The organism is Butyrivibrio sp. AC2005, from assembly GCF_000424145.1.
In the GTDB taxonomy this organism is placed as follows: Bacteria; Bacillota; Clostridia; order Lachnospirales; family Lachnospiraceae; genus Butyrivibrio.
In genome coordinates this window covers 54,318-70,808 of sequence record NZ_AUJI01000031.1, presented here as the reverse complement: position 1 = coordinate 70,808, position 16,491 = coordinate 54,318, and the positions used below count along the sequence as shown (strand labels likewise).

The window sequence follows — 16,491 nt, the reverse complement described above, 5'->3', positions numbered from 1 at the left end:
CTTCAATTATAGGGTATATCCGTCAGGAATTGAAGCAAACTTTCTTTATTCTTGCCTTTTTACGCCAATATATATACAATAATAATTAACCGAAATCCATTTCGCCAAAATCGATTTCGGTGAAATCCACTTAGGTAAAATCGAGGACTGCCATGAAGAATATTTTCAGAGGAAGAACTACAGAACTTAAGATACTTGAAAAAAAATATAAGCAGGACGGATTTGTAATGACGGTCCTTTATGGAAGAAGAAGGATTGGAAAGACCAAACTCATAAACAAATTCATCAGTGAACATGATTGCAAGAGCATATCTTTTACATCCGTAGAACGCGGTGAAACTGAATTGTTGTCATTGATGACAGAATCAGTACTTACTGCGCTTGCTCCGGATATGCTTGGAGAAATCAGTTTCAACAGTTTTGAAAAACTCTTTGATTTTGTTGGTAAGAGAGCTGAAAATGAACGAATCATCTTTTTCATTGATGAATATCCATATCTGGCAAAACAGTGTCCATATATCCAGTCTGTATTACAGAAGGAAATCGACACAAAATGGAAAAATGGCAAAATGTTCTTCATACTCTGCGGATCCCTGGTAAGTTTTATGAAGGATAAAGTTCTTGCCGAGTCTGCACCACTTCATGGAAGAAGCGATCTTGAGCTTAAACTTAAACCATTCAACTATCTTGAGACTGCTGAGTTCCTTGATGGATATTCAAATGAGGAAAAAGCCATCTGCTACGGTCTTTCTAACGGTGTGGCAAAATATATCGAACAGTTCGATACCTCTGAGAGCCTCGAGGACAATATTATTGAACAGTTCTATTCAATTGGTGGTTATTTTTCAGAGGAGCAGATAAAGACTGTTGTTACAAGCGACAGGCAAAGTCCGGCGATATACAATTCCATTATTTCTGCTGTTGCCACCGGTCATACAAAGAATAACGAAATTGCTTCCTGTGTTGGGTCTGAGGATGTGACTTATCCGCTTAAAATTCTGACAAATGCGGAAATACTCGAGAGGAGAATGTCAAAGAAACCCTATTATGTGCTGAATGACAGTATGCTTGAATTCTGGTTCCGTTATGTTAACAGAGCTACCAGTCTTATCAATGCTGATAATGGCGAAACATACTATAGGGCAAACGTAAAGGATCATTTGCATGATTTCATGGGAAAAATCTTTGAAAAGATGGCAAAAGAATATCTAATGATGCATGCTGGTCAGGATGGTCTGCCAATTCTCACCGAAATCACAGACTTTCAGGATTCTGTCCTTGATGAGGACAGAAAACCAAAGCAAATTGAGATAGATCTGCTTGGAAAAAATGGCAAGAACATAAAACTTATAGGCGAATGCAAATTCAAGAAAACCCAGTTTGAAAAAAGTGATTATGAAAATCTGATGGATAAAGTAAAATATCTTCCTGCTACCAATCCTGTAATATGTATTTTTTCACTTGGGGGCTTCTCAAAGTATATGAAAGAACATGCCACAGATTGTTTGCTGATTGGGATTGATGATATGTACATATAATAAGTAATAGAGGATGTATCCCGTTTATCTGTAATACATCCTCTGTTTTTTATACAGTTAACCACCGCTGCATTGGTTTTCTCCAGTCATAAAATTTTATTCCGTTACCTTATTCATTTCGAAAGTGGCTGTAAAGGTTTTACCATTCTCATCTTCACGCAGAGCTGTCCAGTTCATCTTGTCTCCATCGATAGTGATTTCCCACCATTCACGGCTCTCCACATCATCTTCTATCCAACGAGTGCAGAGCAGGGAACCCGCCACGAAATACTCGTTAAGTTCATTATCAGAAGGAACCCAGTTGTTCCCGTCCTTTACATAGTAAACATATGTGCCGTCAGTTTTGTACTCCCATCGGTGATCTTGACCATCATCAAATATTGAGCCTTCACTTGTGCAGCGTCCTTCCCAGGTGCCTATTATGCCATCACTGTAGTCATCATTGATTTTGACATAGCGATAGACACCTATATTAGTACTTTTCGCAGCACCGTCAGCTGATAGTATAAGGCTTAGATCTGCAGTGAACTCATTGTCACTGATGGACGTGATGATAAGTTCGGTTACCGGAGAACTTTGCTCGCCGGATTGCCTGGTGATGGTCAATTTGTTGCCATCAATGATGACTTCATCTTCAGTTAAATCAAGCCACTGTGTATGTACGTCAGGGCGTGAATTGAAAGAAGCACTCACATAGACTTTGTTGCCAGGAACAAAGTTGAATACTGCTTTTTCGTTGGTCGGAACTGGTTGCCCATCCAGTTCTGCAATCATCCATCTTCCAATGATATTCTCTTCGATCTGCTCCTGTGTTACATCACTGGAATTCGCGCTATTTTTATCAGCGAAACCGCTTAACACAATTGTGCTGCACAGAAGTATACCGGAAAGTAAAAAACATAATGATTTCTTCATAAAAACCTCCTTGTTCATGATGAGATTCTGATACTTGATGAAATAATCAATATTGCATTAAAGATGCATAGATATTGATATATGCCATCAATAAATTCCAACAATTTCTCAGTTCAAGTATTACAGCAAATACTGCATAAAACCATTATGATTCTCTGAAAAAAAGATAAAAAAATAATAGCTGTTCTGACTGGAACGGCTATTACTTTACAGCGGAGTTATGCTTTAGTCTTATTCGTAATCGAAGAGACCATCGTTCTTTTCTTCCAAGGCTTTTATCATGTGATATGTAAACTCATTGTATGGAGTGGGAATTCCTAGCTCTTTCCCCATACGGATAATCGCACCTGAAAACATATCAACTTCAGTATGTCTTTTAGCATCCAGATCCTGCAGTGTCGAATATCTTGCTTTCTTGAATACTTTTGATCCTCTGATAGATACCGGGTCTGCTGCAGCTAAATCTATGCCCTTTGCTTTAGCAATCGCATCCAGTTCATCTACAAGTCCTTTTCTAATTGCAGCTACATGTTCACTGTCACCATAAGCACCTACTCCCACGCCAAGCATAGCCTGGGGCTGATTGTTACCAACGTTTAATCTGAACTTATTCCAAATTTCTGCAAGAATGACATCCGATTCTCTGTAATGAAGGCCCGTTCCTTCAAAAAGCCTCTCTAAAGCCTTGGTTCTTTCTGTTTTTTCTCCGCCTTTTTCTCCGTAAACTATTCCAACAGTTGATTCCGGATCAAAGAATACTCTGTTAGTTTTTCTTTCAGAAGCAACTTTAATAAGTGCAGGAACGATATGCTCTTCACCGATTGCAGAACCTATTACTTCTTCACTATCGACGCCGTTCATAAGACTCATTACTACAGTATGTTCGTCAATGATTTCTTTAATGTCTAAAACTGCGGACTGTAAAGCGTTATATTTTACAGAAACTATGACAAGATCCGCGCCGTGGGCTTCTCTCGGCGTTTTGATAACAGGTGTAAAAAGCTGGTCATTGATATAAAAACCATCTCTCTCAAATCTTTCTTTTCTGGCACCCGATGCAATCACAGAAAGCTCAATATCATTTTTTTGTGAAAGTCCCCACAAAATATAGCATCCGACTGCTCCGGCTCCGATTATTGCAATTTTTTTATAATCCATATTGTCTGTACTCCTCTTATATTCAGAAATATCTACCTATACATTCTCTGAATGCTTAGATTTTCTATTAAGCATCAACATAAGTATGATTGTGTCATTTATTTCATATCGAAGGAATTTGTTAATTCCTCTATTTTCACCTAACTATTACTTATGTAATTATATATTAAGCGCGACTTAAACAGATACAGCAGAATCAACATTAATCACGAAATGAGCCGATGGGGTCGACTCATTTCGCCAGATGTAACACGTAACAATAATCATCATGTCAATCAGATATCTTCTTTTTCCTTGCAATGAAGCTTAAAGGATATCCGGATACTCCACTTTTAGATTCTAAAGCCTCTGATCTCTGAATTATCTGTAAAAGGCTTAAAACCAATGGGTTCGCTTGTCTCATAATAGTCATTTGCCGAGTAACTGTTTTCATTTTTTTGGTAACCAGTGGTCTTTGCACTCTCTGGCGCATCATCCATTACTATAGCAAGGATGATATAAGGAAGTATTCCAATGCCGGTAGTAAACAAGATAATCAAATAGATAACTCTTATGATTGTAGGATCAATCCCAAAATACTCACCTAAGCCACCGCATACACCACAAACCTTCTGATCTGCACTTTTTCTAAGTCTTCTTTCTCTCATAACCTTACCCTACCTCTGTATGACATTCCACTAGGCTCGAAAGAACCTCGCCAAGTGGCCTGCACATCGCTTCCTTTGAAGCAACTCATTGTTTATGAGATTATTCTAGGATTTTTTGCCCTTCTTATAAATGTTCATTTAGGCAAAAACGGCATATCTATTTTTCTTTTAGAGCATATTACTTAAACTCGTCCTTAGTACCGTCCTTCTTTACTACTTTGAATTAAAACCCTTTGTCTGCAAGTTCATCTCCATGTTCATATTGTAAGCAAAAAGATGAATCTGTTACATATCGAGTAGAGCAAATACTTTACGTTTGTCCAGTACCTCATCCAAAGATTTTTACCGCATAATTGATGATTATTCCTGCTGATCCGCCAGCAAGAATAAGGAATACTATCCCAACACCAATGCATATACGGCTTGCAACCTTCTTTTTTGTATCTTTTGAAAAATGTTTACCGGTACAAAGAAGGATTGTTCCTCCGATTAGTCCGGTGAAAAACATACCTATCAAAACGGCTGCTATAACAATAAATATGACAATTACAGCTAATGTAATTAATCCCAACAATACACTCACCATGATCTATACCTCCGTCTGTATCTGGCACCAGTATTACCACTACCTTTTACCTATATACCGCGCAATAAAGTTCTTCTACTCCAAAACTGCTTACAGGTCTGTCGCCACCACGTATCTCAGTCTTTGTGCAACGATTATCTTTTATACGATACCCTTCCAAGCTGAATCGGATTACTGTTAAGGCTAACCCACTTCACAGCCATTTCTTCCAAAAGCTCAACAAGCTCTTCGCTGCAGCAACCTTTACTACTGTCTATTTCAAGTGCAGCATCTTGTACCTTTTTAATGTCTGTATCTTCCAGAGGTGTTCCCATCCTAAAGTATTTCTCAAGCGCTTTTAGCATCTTACTATTTCTTCCGGTGTCCATGGTCCATTCGATCTTCCGTAACATAAATCTGTAAATCCATCAGGTATTTTCTTTTTTAGTTTTGCCATATCCACTTCCTCAGTACTCGTATTTATTTTCTTTTTTATGATGCTTCTCAAAGGCACTTTTTATGATGAGTCCGGCGCCAACTACTACCGGAACAAATACAAGAAGAATATCTGTAAGGAATTGAAGCGATCATTCCTTATGAGACCATTTTATATGGATAAAAGCTATGAATATATGACTATGTTTGCAAAATACAGCGTGTTAAATTCTAAGAATAAACATTAACAAGTGCTATCCCGCATAGGATACCGGTAAACAGTCCTGTGAAATGTCCGATGGAATCTATCTTTTTGGATGTGGTCATAAGAATAAGCAAGATTATGGTGGGAATCATAGACTTAAGCCCTGAAAATCCCATGACAGAATATGCTATAACCATATAAATCCCAAGTAGCCCGCATATGACACCAGATGCACCGATACATATCGTAAAAGGTGAGCGTTTTTTATGAATCCGTGCAGATATTCCACCACCGATAATCATGATAATAGCATAGCACACAGGATAGATTACATGTCCGAGTGCATATTCCAATATTTGTCCGATGTTGTAGAGAGAGTACATATTACAGGCAAGATGGAGAAACTCCTTCTGGGTGAATGCGCTTGTGATGATTCGATATAGCTGCTTTTCCTGAAGTGTCTTTATATATGAAGAGCCGAGTACAGTTGTATCAACTACTTTCAGGTTTATCATTAAAAATACTATGATATTTATCCCTATTATTGTGAATGTCACCGGATACTTGGTGAAATCTATCATTTCCATTAGCTTTTGGCATTATCTCCTACATTTTTTTCCCAATACTTCATATATAGTCCCCAAAACCATATCACAGGAAAGTTTCTCTTCTATCTTTTTGGCAACGTATTATTCAAGTTGTTTTAGAAGGAAATGAAAAACCCTTAACAGACCTTTGAGTCTGTCAAGGGATGTCTTTCTTATGCGGGCGGAAGCTGTTTACCAAACTCATCGTTTAGAGTTTTTGCAATCTCCTGGCATGTGCCTGAACCAAGGCCTGCTTTAGCAAGTTCCATTCTTATATTCATCTCAAATGTTATCTGATTGGAATTCTTACACACTTCAAGTATGGTCTTAGCGTAGCCACTATTTGCAGCTCCCAACACCTTTTTTATCTGTGCAAGAGTTGGAATCTTTACTGTTCCCTTCTTTGTAGCCGGAGCCTTAGCTGCTTTTTCCTCCTTCTTTTCAGACACGCTTTCCTGCTTCGACGCAAAGTCCGTCATCTTATTTGTGATCATGGGTCTTTTCTTTGCTAGTGCTGACTTTGTTTCTTTCTTTTCTTCCTGCTTCTTTGGAGCTTTACCCTTAGTTGGTTCAAGCTTCTTCTCTTTTACCTCAACTTCAATGCTCACCTTTTTTCGTGGCTGGTTTTTAGGAGAAGCTTTTTCTCCTGAAGAAGGAACGAGTCCTTTTTTGAGAACATCATCATCTGTATAAATTTCATACTCCTTTTCGGCTGCTGTGAGCTGGCCAATGCGCATAGCCTGGGCAATGCGCAGAATATTCTTTCCTTCTGCAGAAGTATCCTTTATCTCCGGAAGGAGCTTCACCTCCATATTCCTTAACATCTCATTCTGATATGCAGACACCGGTATGGAATCGTTCGCTGAAGCTATGACAATAACCCTGTCTTTTGCAGTATCCTTTGTGTTTAATTTTTCAGGGAAATAACCCTTGCTGAGAATTATAATATGTAGCATTTATGCCTCCTGATATTTTTGCTGTGCTATATATGATACAACAGCAGCAAAAAGATGAAATAGATAATCCTAATTAAAATAGAATATGTATATATACAATAACATTTTTTCCTAGTCTTTTCTTAACTTCAAAAATAAAATGTACTATCAATCGTACTCAAAAATTCCCTGCACCGCATCTGATACATTCATAATGTCCTCATATGCAAGAAAATCGACTCTATTACACCCTCTTGCCCTAGGATCTATTGCTTTAATCTGCTCGCAAATCGCAGTCCCGGATTCGCCCTTTTTCCCACACACTGGGATATGTATAGGCCCCGCCGGAATATTAGAAAGCATAGGACATACATGAAATATGCCAGTTGCCTTTATAAAAGCATTTTTACTAACTATAACGAACAACTGTCTTTTGAAACCTGTAATCCTTATAATATCCCCCTGATTAAACTCACTCATAAAATCTCTCTCCCTACCGGTTCGCCCCAGTCAAAATCACAAACTGATATTTCACCGTTAAACTCTGCAAGTCTTTCTTCGAAAGTTTTATGAACAAACTGTTTTCTAAGCACGATACTATCGTTTTCTATTTCTATATCCAACACATCAGAAACCTTTAGGTTCAGTTTTTCTAATATATCCTTAGGAATTCGAATTCCCTGGCTATTACCCCAGGCCCTTATTGCAACCTGTTCCATGTGATTACCTCCTTCGAATGTATATACATTATACTGTATATCCATTATGTGCACAATCACCTGATGTAGCCCTCATCTGGCATATTAGTCCTCTCAAAATGTTACTGTTACTCCAGATGGTACATAGACATCCTTTTCTCCGTATGTAAACCAGATTCCACTTGCTGTGGGATTCTTACACTTTGTCATTTATGTGTTGAATATAAATGGCGAAAGATTTGATAATTGATACATCATTACATCAATACATCAATACATCAACTGATTCTATGATTTACGGTAGAATAAGATCTGCATTTATAAGATCTCTATAATATTCATTGTCCCTGCTTTTTATAATTCTGAAGAATTTTCCATCTGGACAATCCTCTATAATATTAACTCCTTCAGAGTCAATTGCCATATTGCATTTTTCAGTGGTTATTCCATGGTTTTCGGAAGCCTTAATATTTGCAAAAACAAATACAGTAAAAGCATCCCAGGACGGTGTTCCGCTTTCGACCCCTCTTTTCTTCAATGCCCACGCAAGATAGTCGGTTTCAGACATGTTTTGAAGGTTGCCTCCGCACATAAGCGGACCGCCAAGATCATATGTGTATATATAAAGCGGCACAGCGCTTTCCCAGTTCTCAAATACATATCTGGCACTTAAAGGCGCAAATGGCACATAGGCATAATTGAAATCCATTCCGGAAGGATAAACACCACCCGTTACATGCATTTCTTTTACCTTTTCTCTTATCAGATCCATTCCATTAAGCGGACTGTATTCATCTCCCTGTGAAATCATTAGACCATATATATTAGTCAAATACCCCGTGGTAACAATAGATACAGGCTCTTTGGATTCAGCAAGTGTCCTTCTTAGTAACTTAATGGCATCTATCTTTTCATTGTTTGCCACTGTTTCAGAAAATTTATCCCAATATTCCGGATAAGCCGTATCGTTCGAGTACGGACTAACTCCAACAGGAACATTGCCATATCCTTCTTTTGTAAGCATCCCTGCTATTGCATCTTCATTGCCCATTACATTACTCGTTACGGCAAGAAGCTTTACTTTGTTTTCAAGGCCATAGCTTTATTCTTGGCATATGAATTCACAATATCTACACAAAGTGGTCACTTTCTTTTACGATTTGGGAGTTATTATAATACTCAATTAAGAGAGTTACCTCTCTTACTCCCTCATAAGAAAAAAACTTTTCTTCTAACACATAGGCTGGCAACTCCCGTGACAAGGTGCCAGCCTTCCCTCATTAATTGGCAATATATAAAAAACATACCTATCAAAATAGCTGCTATCTCAATAAATATGGCAATTACAGCTAATCAGTGCTCGTACAGCGTTGCGACTTTCTTAAGATTATCGATGATAGGCAGGTGCTGAGGGCATACTCCCTCACACTGACCGCAGGCTATACAGTCGCTTGCTTTGCCAAAATTCTTTCCGAGAGTGTTGTAAGTGGAGAAATTAATAGTCCACCCCTTGCGCTCTAAGTCATCGCGCATGTCTGCATTGTAAAGGCTGAAATACTTCGGAATGCAGATGTTCATGGGACAACCGCCTGTGCAATACGAGCAGGCTGTGCAGGGGATTGCAATCTGGCTATTGATAATCTCTCCTGCCCTGAGACAGAGGTCTTTTTCCTCCTGGGAAAGAGGCACAAAATCCTGCATGTAGCTTGTGTTGTCTTCCATCTGCTCAAGGCTGCTCATGCCTGATAGAACCATCATCACGTTATCGAGGCTTGCCACAAATCTTATAGCCCAGCTTGGGATGCTCATTGATGCATCATGTTCGGTAAAAAGAGCCACTGCTTCATCTGGCATCTTATTTGCAAGTGTACCGCCTTTTACAGGTTCCATGACAATTACAGGTTTGCCATGTTTTACAGCAACGTCATAGCATGCTTTTGACTGGATCCACTCGCTGTTCCAGTCCATATAATTGATCTGAAGCTGAACAAACTCCATCTCCGGATGCTCTGTCAAAATCTTGTCGAGAAGCTCCGGGGTGTCGTGGAATGAGAAACCCACATGTTTTATAAGACCTTCCTGTTTCTTTTCAAGGATAAAATTAAAGCAGTCCAGCTTTTCATATTTGTCGAGCATTTCTCCCTCTATGCCATGTATCAGATAGTAGTCAAAATACCCGGCTCCGGTCTTCTCAAGCTGCTGCTCGAAAACCTTGTCTCTCTCCTCGATTGAATTAAAAAATGCACTATGAAGTTTGGTTGCAAGCGTATAGGTCTCTCTGGGATGTCTGTCCACAAGAGCTTTCTTCACTATGCTTTCACTTTGGCAGGAGTGATACATAAGGGCTGTGTCAAAGTAGGTAAAGCCCCTCTCAAGGAACATATCCACCATCTTACATACCTGTTCGATATCAACATCCGCATCATTATGAGTGTCGTTGAGGGGCATTCGCATAAGTCCAAACCCCAGCTTTTTTGCAGGCTTAAAATTCATAACTTTTCCTTTCTAAACTTATCAGATAATTAGTCTGATACTGATGACCCGACCTCTCTTGCAAAAACAGTAGAAAGCCATGATACATTCATCTCAAGTTCATCTGCAATAAAAGGTCACATATTCATTTATTCTATTATTATCTCAGCCTCTCATTTTTTACAAAGATATCAAATCGTGGTAACTTGGTTTTAATAAGTCCACGGTCTGATACGTCTATAAGTCCTTTATCCCTTAATCTTTCTCTATATTGAGAGAACTCATTCTTTTTCTGCTTGGTCATTTCAAGAAGTTCAGCAACAGGCATGGCATCTTTTTGGACTATATAAGACATGAACCATTTGTCTTTTTCTGAAAGCTCGGACCACATTTTCTTATAGACATAGTGGCTCAAAGCTTCATCGAATTTTATCAGTACAGATTCTGTCATTTCATGATTTTCATCTTCCCATACATACTTTCCCATGGCCTGATATGCAAAGGGATAACCCTTAGTAACTATAGCCATGTTCATAGCTTTACCGTTATCTATATCAAACAGCTTAGAATATCTGTCAGCAATCAGGGTAAGATTAAGCGGTTCCATCTCATACTGCGGTGTACGATATAAGAATGTCAGATTTTTTTCGTTCTTCAAGTCACTGATATTTTCATAAAGTCCAGCCATAAGAAGAAAAATCGGAAGGTTTTCCCTAAGCAGAATCTGAAAGCTGCTGGCAAACTCTCGCATTGAAGGAGTATTAGATGCTTCATCGACTGAGATAAGTAGTTTTTTCTTCTTTCTCTGAAGTTCTTTTAGCATTGTTTCCAATGCAGACTCAATATCAGCTACCGGCGACTTGGCAGCGATGTTTAAGCCAATGCCAAACTTTGATAGATTAAGATTTGCATCAACAAATTTCGTCATAAATTCTCTACTGTCATAGAGTTTTCCTGTAAGACTCTCAAGCATGTTTCGTTCAGCATTCAGTCTGATAACTATCCAATCATCAGATTCCAATATTTTCTGCTCAACTTCTGTCATAGTAACAGTCTTGCCGCTTCCTCTTGTACCAGTAAGCATAAAACAATTATTCTGAGTGTCTTCATCAGTCATTTCCTGTACAATTTCATCAATTATAAGTTCCCTGCTTATATATTGAGTAGGAACTTTACCAAAGTTTAGAACAAAAGGATTCTTGCTCACAACACATTCCCTTCTTATATACTCTTATATACTTTTGAAATTTATATATACTTCTATATACTCCTATATACTTTTTCTTTGAGTATATACTCTTATATACTTTAGGGCAACCTTAATTAGGAAAAAACTACCTTGAATAATTTAGTCTAAACCCTCTATTGTATAGGTAATCTTTCTCGTAATATAGTTTACCGTTATTATCTTCTCCAACCTTTGGAATATTTACCGGAAGAGTACCTGTAGGACTATTTTTTCCAAAAACTGTTTCAATTGCAGCTTCTATATTGGCATTACTGGCTGTTGTACCTATATCACTAAATCTGTCAGTAGGATCAATACTAAGTCCTGAGCCCATATATGCCAGAATTATTGCATCAGCGTCCTGATAAATTGCTGCATCGTAAGGAAGATTTTCACTAATAAGAATAAATTTACCCTCTGCCTTATGTACATCGTCAATCGCGCTGCTAAGTGCGATATACTGTGCCTCTTCTTTATCAAGTGCGCTGCTTCCCGACGCATATGAAAAACCTAAAACCACATCTGCCGAATTGATTTTTTCCCTCATTTCATCTGTATAATGAAGCTTCTCTTCTGCTGAGGAATCATAGTAAAAATCAATATTAACATCGGATTGCTTATCAATATATCCATCTTTTTGTATTTCCTTAAGTACATAGCTTAAGGTTTTTTCATCATTTTCAAGCCTTCCTAATACAAAAATGCTCTTTTTATCATTTTTAAGAGGAAGAATACTTTTATCATTTTTAACAAGAGTTATGGCTTCTCTTGCCATATCCATCTCTATTTCGTGATGTTCCTCAGACCCGATTATTGCTTTATTCTTCTCAACCAGACTATCTATGTCATCAGTAGTCTTGTTGTTTCTACTTGGATCAAATATTCCATATTTTTCTTTAAGTAAAAGGATTCGTTTTACACTCTCATCTATTCTCTCTTCACTAATCTCCCCATCTTTAACTTTCTCAGCAATTCCGGCTATATAGTCATCATAAAATTTTACTATCTCCGGGCTATTCATATCAGCGGGCAAAAGCAGAATATCAACACCCGCATTTATTACTTTTTCAGCAATGTTCACTCTGTATTCTACTGAATCCATTTCTCCGGGAACAAGTCCTGCCGTACGTATGGCATCCATTTCAAGTGCGTCTGTAACAACCACTCCTTCAAATCCAAGATCTGTTCTCAAAATATCGGTTACCATCTTTTTAGACATAGTTGCAGGATAATATCCCTTTGTTTTTCCATCCCCGAAAGTATATTGCTCATCTATCTTGGGATATGTTATATGAGCTGTCATAATCATGTCAGCTCCGCTCTCAATTGCCTTTTTAAATGGAATTAGCTCCATTTCAGATAATTCTTCATATGTCTTCTCTATTGAAGGTGTTCCTATATGACTGTCGGTACATGTGTCACCATGTCCCGGATAATGCTTATAAGTTGCAATAACATTATGCCTGGAAAGCCCATCAGCATAGGCTATTCCCAGCTCCATGACCTTTTCGGGATTATCAGAAAATGATCTTGTTCCAATAACAGGGTTATCAGGGTTATTGTTTACATCAATTACAGGAGCATAATCCACATTAAAACCTGCGGCAGCGAGCTCTTCCCCAAGCAGTTCGCCGGTTTTTTCACTGTTAGCCGTAGCATCTTTAGTTGCACCTATCGCCATGTTGCCTGTCATACGGGTTCCGGCAGTAAGACGAATAACTATTCCTCCTTCTTCATCTAAAGGCATAAAATAAGGAATATGCGTAGACACTCCTTCCATCTGCATATTGTTTTCCTGAAGATCATGAACAAGTCTTGTTACCTGTTCATTACCGGTGATGTTTGAACCATAAAGTAAAACCCCTCCATACTGATGCTTTTGAAGCGCTTCCCTAATTTCAACAGCTTCATTCAGATCGGTAACATTTTCCTCATTCCAGGTGCGAAAAGCCGGAATTATCATCTGCGATATTTTTTCGTCCATTGACATTTTGGAAATAACTCTATCAACTTTTTGTTCTGAAGCATTACTATTTTCATAGTTAGCGAAAAATAATACCCCTACCATAATGGTTGAAATAACCCCGCATGTAATAATCCTTTTTAAAGAAAGCCTCATAAGAATAATTCTCCTTTGTTATCAAAAATCAGTTAGATTCTCAACATTATCATATACAGCATACCATAGTATGTCCAACAAATGTCCATATGACAGGACTCACATCTTTTTATTGCATAAGAATTTTCTATGAAATAAAAAACCTCACGGTTTCTTTTCATACCGTGAGGCTTTTCTTTCGCATTCCTCTAAGTTCATAAAAGGCTGCTGATTTCGGTCCGATACAGCCATCGTTTGTTATATCAGTACCGCCCATAGGTGCGCTGAACATTCTGTTTCGAAAAGTAGTGCGGCCTAATGTGATTGTTTTACAAAGATTAGGATATTTTCTTTCCATTGATGATATTCCTTCCTAAAAATAAGCTTTTTTTAACAATACAAAATATTTTCTCCGATGCCTATCACCTATGTACTAATATGATACAACTTTTTGTTGTAACAAAATATTATCAATATATTATAATCTGAATATGAAAAATATAGTGAGTATTGAGGTTTTAAATGAATGAGTTTGACGGAATTGTTTTAGCAGGGGGAAAAAGTAAAAGAATGGGAACGGACAAGTCGGAGATTGTTTTTGACGGAAAGTCCTTCCTTCAGATACAGGCAGATAAACTCAGGGACCTTGGCGCAGGCAGAGTCTATGTTTCAGGTAAATCTTCACCTATTCCATATGCCCACCACATAATGGATGTAATACCTGACATGGGGCCGCTTGGAGGTCTCTATTCCTGCTTTTTGGAATGTAAATGCAGTAACGCGCTTGTGCTCAGCGTTGATGTGCCGCTTATATCACCAAAAACACTGGATAGCCTTCTGGATAAGCATTTTTCCGGAGGCTATGATGCTACTATATTGTCCCATGATGGCAAGGATGAGCCTCTCATCGCTGTTTACAGAACTGATTCCACGTCAATTCTAAAAGAACTCTTGACCGCAAAAAAGCTGGCAGTCAGAGCCTTTCTTGATAGGCTATCCTGCCAGCGTTATGAGTTTAATGGCAATGCAAAAGAATTGATCAATTGTAATTCCCAATATGATCTGAAGCTACTCTACTCATGAGCTTTATTCAATTGCAGCGGCTTCTCCACACATTCCTACCGGAATGCCCTCTCTGTTACCGCCAAACAGAATCTTCACATCACTGTCAAAAGGTATTGCCTTTCTATATTACTGTTTAAAAAACTGATCAGTTTTCAATCGTGATAAGGTCATCAGAGAAAGCTACCTGTCCCTGTTCCTTGAATGATACGTTTTTAAATTCGCCGGCATTTTGCACTATTGTCATGATCACTGTGGGATGGCCTGCTTCCCTTACCTTATCAAGATCCACCTCCACAATAGGCTGGCCTGCCTTCACAGTATCACCTGCCTTTACAAATGCCTTAAAGCCTTCACCCTTCATATTGACAGTATCAATACCGATATGCACAAGGAGCTGTACTCCTCCGGGTACCTCCATTCCGAATGCATGGAGTGTGTCGGAGAGAGTTGCTATCTTGCCATCACACGGAGCAGCAACCGTACCTTTAGCAGGCTCTATCCCAACGCAGGGACCAACCATACCCTGTGAAAAAACCGGATCCGGTATATCCTTCATCGCTACTAATTCTCCTTCTGCTGTAGCCTTCATCGTTATCGGAAACTCTACCGTCACCTTTTCTTCCTTCTTAAACTTATCAAACAGTCCCATATTTCTCCTTTCCAATAAATCTTATGATTTACCAAAATACCTTCTTAATCCTATGCAAATATTATTTCATATCTGCGCCATTTGTAGCTATGACTTTTTGATACCAGTAAATTGTAAAAAGCCGCCACTATACCGGTATAATATAGTGGCGGTTTCTTAAAGGCGTCATCTTACGCATGATTCAATCCCTCGGCAAGAAGGGCCTTATACTCTTCAAAGCTTATCTTTTTTCCTCCCATGCTCTTAAGATGCTCAGTCTCAAATTGACAATCAATCATTACATATCCATTGTCTTCCAGTATTTTGGATAGCAATATCAATGCCACCTTTGAACCATTTTCCATGTCAGAAAACATACTCTCACCAAAAAAGCATCTGCCAAGGCTGACTCCATAGAGTCCGCCTGCCAGCTGTCCATCAATAAATGATTCAACGCTTAAAGCCAGCCCATTGTCACAGAGTTTCTTATAAGCAGCTTCCATATCATCATTTATCCATGTGCCTTCCTCCGTATTCTCACGCTTCATCCGGCATCTATGCATGGTATCCGCAAAATCCCTATTAATTCTTATAGATATTTCATGCTTCCTAAAAAATTTTCTCATCGAATGTGACACATGTATTTCAGATGGGCAGATTATGAACCTCTCTTTTGGTGCCCACCACAAAATCGGATCCCCATCTGCATACCATGGAAATATTCCATTGCTATAGGCCAAAACAAGTCTGTCAACACAAAGGTCTCCCCCAATAGCCAAAAGCCCGTCATCTTCAGCAAGGCGCGGATCCGGGAACATTATTTTCTTATTATCAATCCGATAAACCGGCATAAGAATTCCTTTCTGTAGATTATTGTTTTTTCCAAGAAAAATTTAATAAAACAGGCTCTTGAAACCGAAAAAATAAAGGTATATCATAAAAGAACATCAGTTCGATTAGCGCATCTGTTATCGCACGAATACATATGTGAAAGGAGCACCTATGCCCAGAACAGACAGAGCAAGCCAGTTCCAGCCCTTTGCAGCATTAAAAGGGTTTGAGGAGGCACTCAGAGAAAAAGAGAGAATTGAAGTAGAAAAAGCTGTTCTGTCAGATGAAGCACTGGATTATCTTGATTACCAGCTCTCTACTCTTAAAGTAGGCGATATGGTCTCAGTTATCTATTATGATTACGGCGCCTATGTAAAGAAGACCGGAATATTATCGGGCATCAGAAAGGATGCCCGATACCTCACGGTTGTTACTACTGATATAAGTTTCGATACTATCAGAGAAATACGGCTTTAGCTAAGATTT

At 38.6% G+C, this 16,491-nt stretch carries 19 protein-coding genes; 3 read left to right on the top strand and 16 right to left on the bottom strand.

Features of this window, described 5'->3' with window-relative positions:
- The first annotated feature begins 152 nt into the window (after positions 1-152).
- Positions 153-1,538, top strand: a complete 1,386-nt coding sequence (locus G602_RS0109585) for an ATP-binding protein (RefSeq protein WP_026658828.1) — start codon at positions 153-155, stop codon at positions 1,536-1,538.
- A gap of 96 nt (positions 1,539-1,634) precedes the next feature.
- Here the strand turns inward: G602_RS0109585 and G602_RS0109580 are convergent, their stop codons facing one another.
- The 14 genes from G602_RS0109580 to G602_RS0109515 form a co-directional block, all read right to left on the bottom strand.
- Positions 1,635-2,399, bottom strand: coding sequence for a hypothetical protein (locus G602_RS0109580; protein WP_155829773.1), 765 nt, complete (start codon positions 2,397-2,399; stop codon positions 1,635-1,637).
- A gap of 285 nt (positions 2,400-2,684) precedes the next feature.
- Positions 2,685-3,611, bottom strand: a complete 927-nt coding sequence (locus G602_RS0109575) for a ketopantoate reductase family protein (RefSeq protein WP_026658825.1) — start codon at positions 3,609-3,611, stop codon at positions 2,685-2,687.
- Between the two features lie 332 nt (positions 3,612-3,943).
- A complete protein-coding gene (locus G602_RS29780) occupies positions 3,944-4,258 on the bottom strand; it encodes a PspC domain-containing protein (protein WP_044931693.1) in 315 nt (104 codons plus the stop codon).
- 328 nt (positions 4,259-4,586) lie between these two features.
- Positions 4,587-4,844 carry a hypothetical protein gene (locus tag G602_RS0109565; RefSeq protein WP_026658824.1) on the bottom strand — a complete coding sequence of 86 codons (258 nt, stop codon included), beginning with the start codon at positions 4,842-4,844 and terminating at the stop codon, positions 4,587-4,589.
- Between the two features lie 134 nt (positions 4,845-4,978).
- Positions 4,979-5,236 carry a hypothetical protein gene (locus G602_RS0109560; protein ID WP_207638171.1) on the bottom strand — a complete coding sequence of 86 codons (258 nt, stop codon included), beginning with the start codon at positions 5,234-5,236 and terminating at the stop codon, positions 4,979-4,981.
- 253 nt (positions 5,237-5,489) lie between these two features.
- Complete coding sequence (locus G602_RS0109555) at positions 5,490-6,044, bottom strand: rhomboid family intramembrane serine protease (RefSeq protein WP_196808635.1); 555 nt, start codon at positions 6,042-6,044, stop codon at positions 5,490-5,492.
- 179 nt (positions 6,045-6,223) lie between these two features.
- Positions 6,224-7,006 (bottom strand): hypothetical protein, encoded by a 783-nt coding sequence (locus G602_RS0109550; RefSeq protein ID WP_026658821.1) that lies wholly within the window; start codon positions 7,004-7,006, stop codon positions 6,224-6,226.
- 147 nt (positions 7,007-7,153) lie between these two features.
- Positions 7,154-7,465 (bottom strand): type II toxin-antitoxin system PemK/MazF family toxin, encoded by a 312-nt coding sequence (locus G602_RS0109545; protein WP_026658820.1) that lies wholly within the window; start codon positions 7,463-7,465, stop codon positions 7,154-7,156.
- Positions 7,462-7,704 carry an AbrB/MazE/SpoVT family DNA-binding domain-containing protein gene (locus G602_RS0109540; protein WP_026658818.1) on the bottom strand — a complete coding sequence of 81 codons (243 nt, stop codon included), beginning with the start codon at positions 7,702-7,704 and terminating at the stop codon, positions 7,462-7,464. Before G602_RS0109540 ends, G602_RS0109545 begins: the two co-directional genes overlap by 4 nt.
- 274 nt (positions 7,705-7,978) lie before the next feature.
- Positions 7,979-8,734, bottom strand: a complete 756-nt coding sequence (locus tag G602_RS0109535) for a hypothetical protein (RefSeq protein WP_026658817.1) — start codon at positions 8,732-8,734, stop codon at positions 7,979-7,981.
- Positions 8,735-9,036: 302 nt separating this feature from the next.
- Positions 9,037-10,176 carry an aldo/keto reductase gene (locus tag G602_RS0109530; RefSeq protein WP_026658816.1) on the bottom strand — a complete coding sequence of 380 codons (1,140 nt, stop codon included), beginning with the start codon at positions 10,174-10,176 and terminating at the stop codon, positions 9,037-9,039.
- Positions 10,177-10,315: 139 nt separating this feature from the next.
- On the bottom strand, positions 10,316-11,362 hold the full coding sequence (locus tag G602_RS0109525) for an ATP-binding protein (RefSeq protein WP_044931691.1): 1,047 nt from the start codon (positions 11,360-11,362) through the stop codon (positions 10,316-10,318).
- A gap of 127 nt (positions 11,363-11,489) precedes the next feature.
- Positions 11,490-13,502, bottom strand: a complete 2,013-nt coding sequence (locus G602_RS0109520) for a glycoside hydrolase family 3 protein (protein ID WP_026658814.1) — start codon at positions 13,500-13,502, stop codon at positions 11,490-11,492.
- 157 nt (positions 13,503-13,659) lie between these two features.
- A complete protein-coding gene (locus G602_RS0109515; RefSeq protein WP_026658813.1) occupies positions 13,660-13,839 on the bottom strand; it encodes a hypothetical protein in 180 nt (59 codons plus the stop codon).
- A 164-nt stretch (positions 13,840-14,003) separates the two neighbouring features.
- Here G602_RS0109515 and mobA point away from each other — a divergent pair, with 164 nt between their 5' ends.
- A complete protein-coding gene (gene mobA, locus G602_RS0109510) occupies positions 14,004-14,564 on the top strand; it encodes a molybdenum cofactor guanylyltransferase (RefSeq protein ID WP_026658811.1) in 561 nt (186 codons plus the stop codon).
- 127 nt (positions 14,565-14,691) lie between these two features.
- Here the strand turns inward: mobA and G602_RS26000 are convergent, their stop codons facing one another.
- On the bottom strand, positions 14,692-15,195 hold the full coding sequence (locus G602_RS26000; protein ID WP_044931688.1) for a PTS sugar transporter subunit IIA: 504 nt from the start codon (positions 15,193-15,195) through the stop codon (positions 14,692-14,694).
- Positions 15,196-15,365: 170 nt separating this feature from the next.
- Positions 15,366-16,025, bottom strand: a complete 660-nt coding sequence (gene aat, locus G602_RS0109500) for a leucyl/phenylalanyl-tRNA--protein transferase (protein WP_026658810.1) — start codon at positions 16,023-16,025, stop codon at positions 15,366-15,368.
- Between the two features lie 151 nt (positions 16,026-16,176).
- Between aat and G602_RS0109495 the strand changes: the two genes are divergently transcribed.
- A complete protein-coding gene (locus G602_RS0109495) occupies positions 16,177-16,482 on the top strand; it encodes a hypothetical protein (RefSeq protein ID WP_026658809.1) in 306 nt (101 codons plus the stop codon).
- The last annotated feature ends 9 nt before the right edge of the window (positions 16,483-16,491 follow it).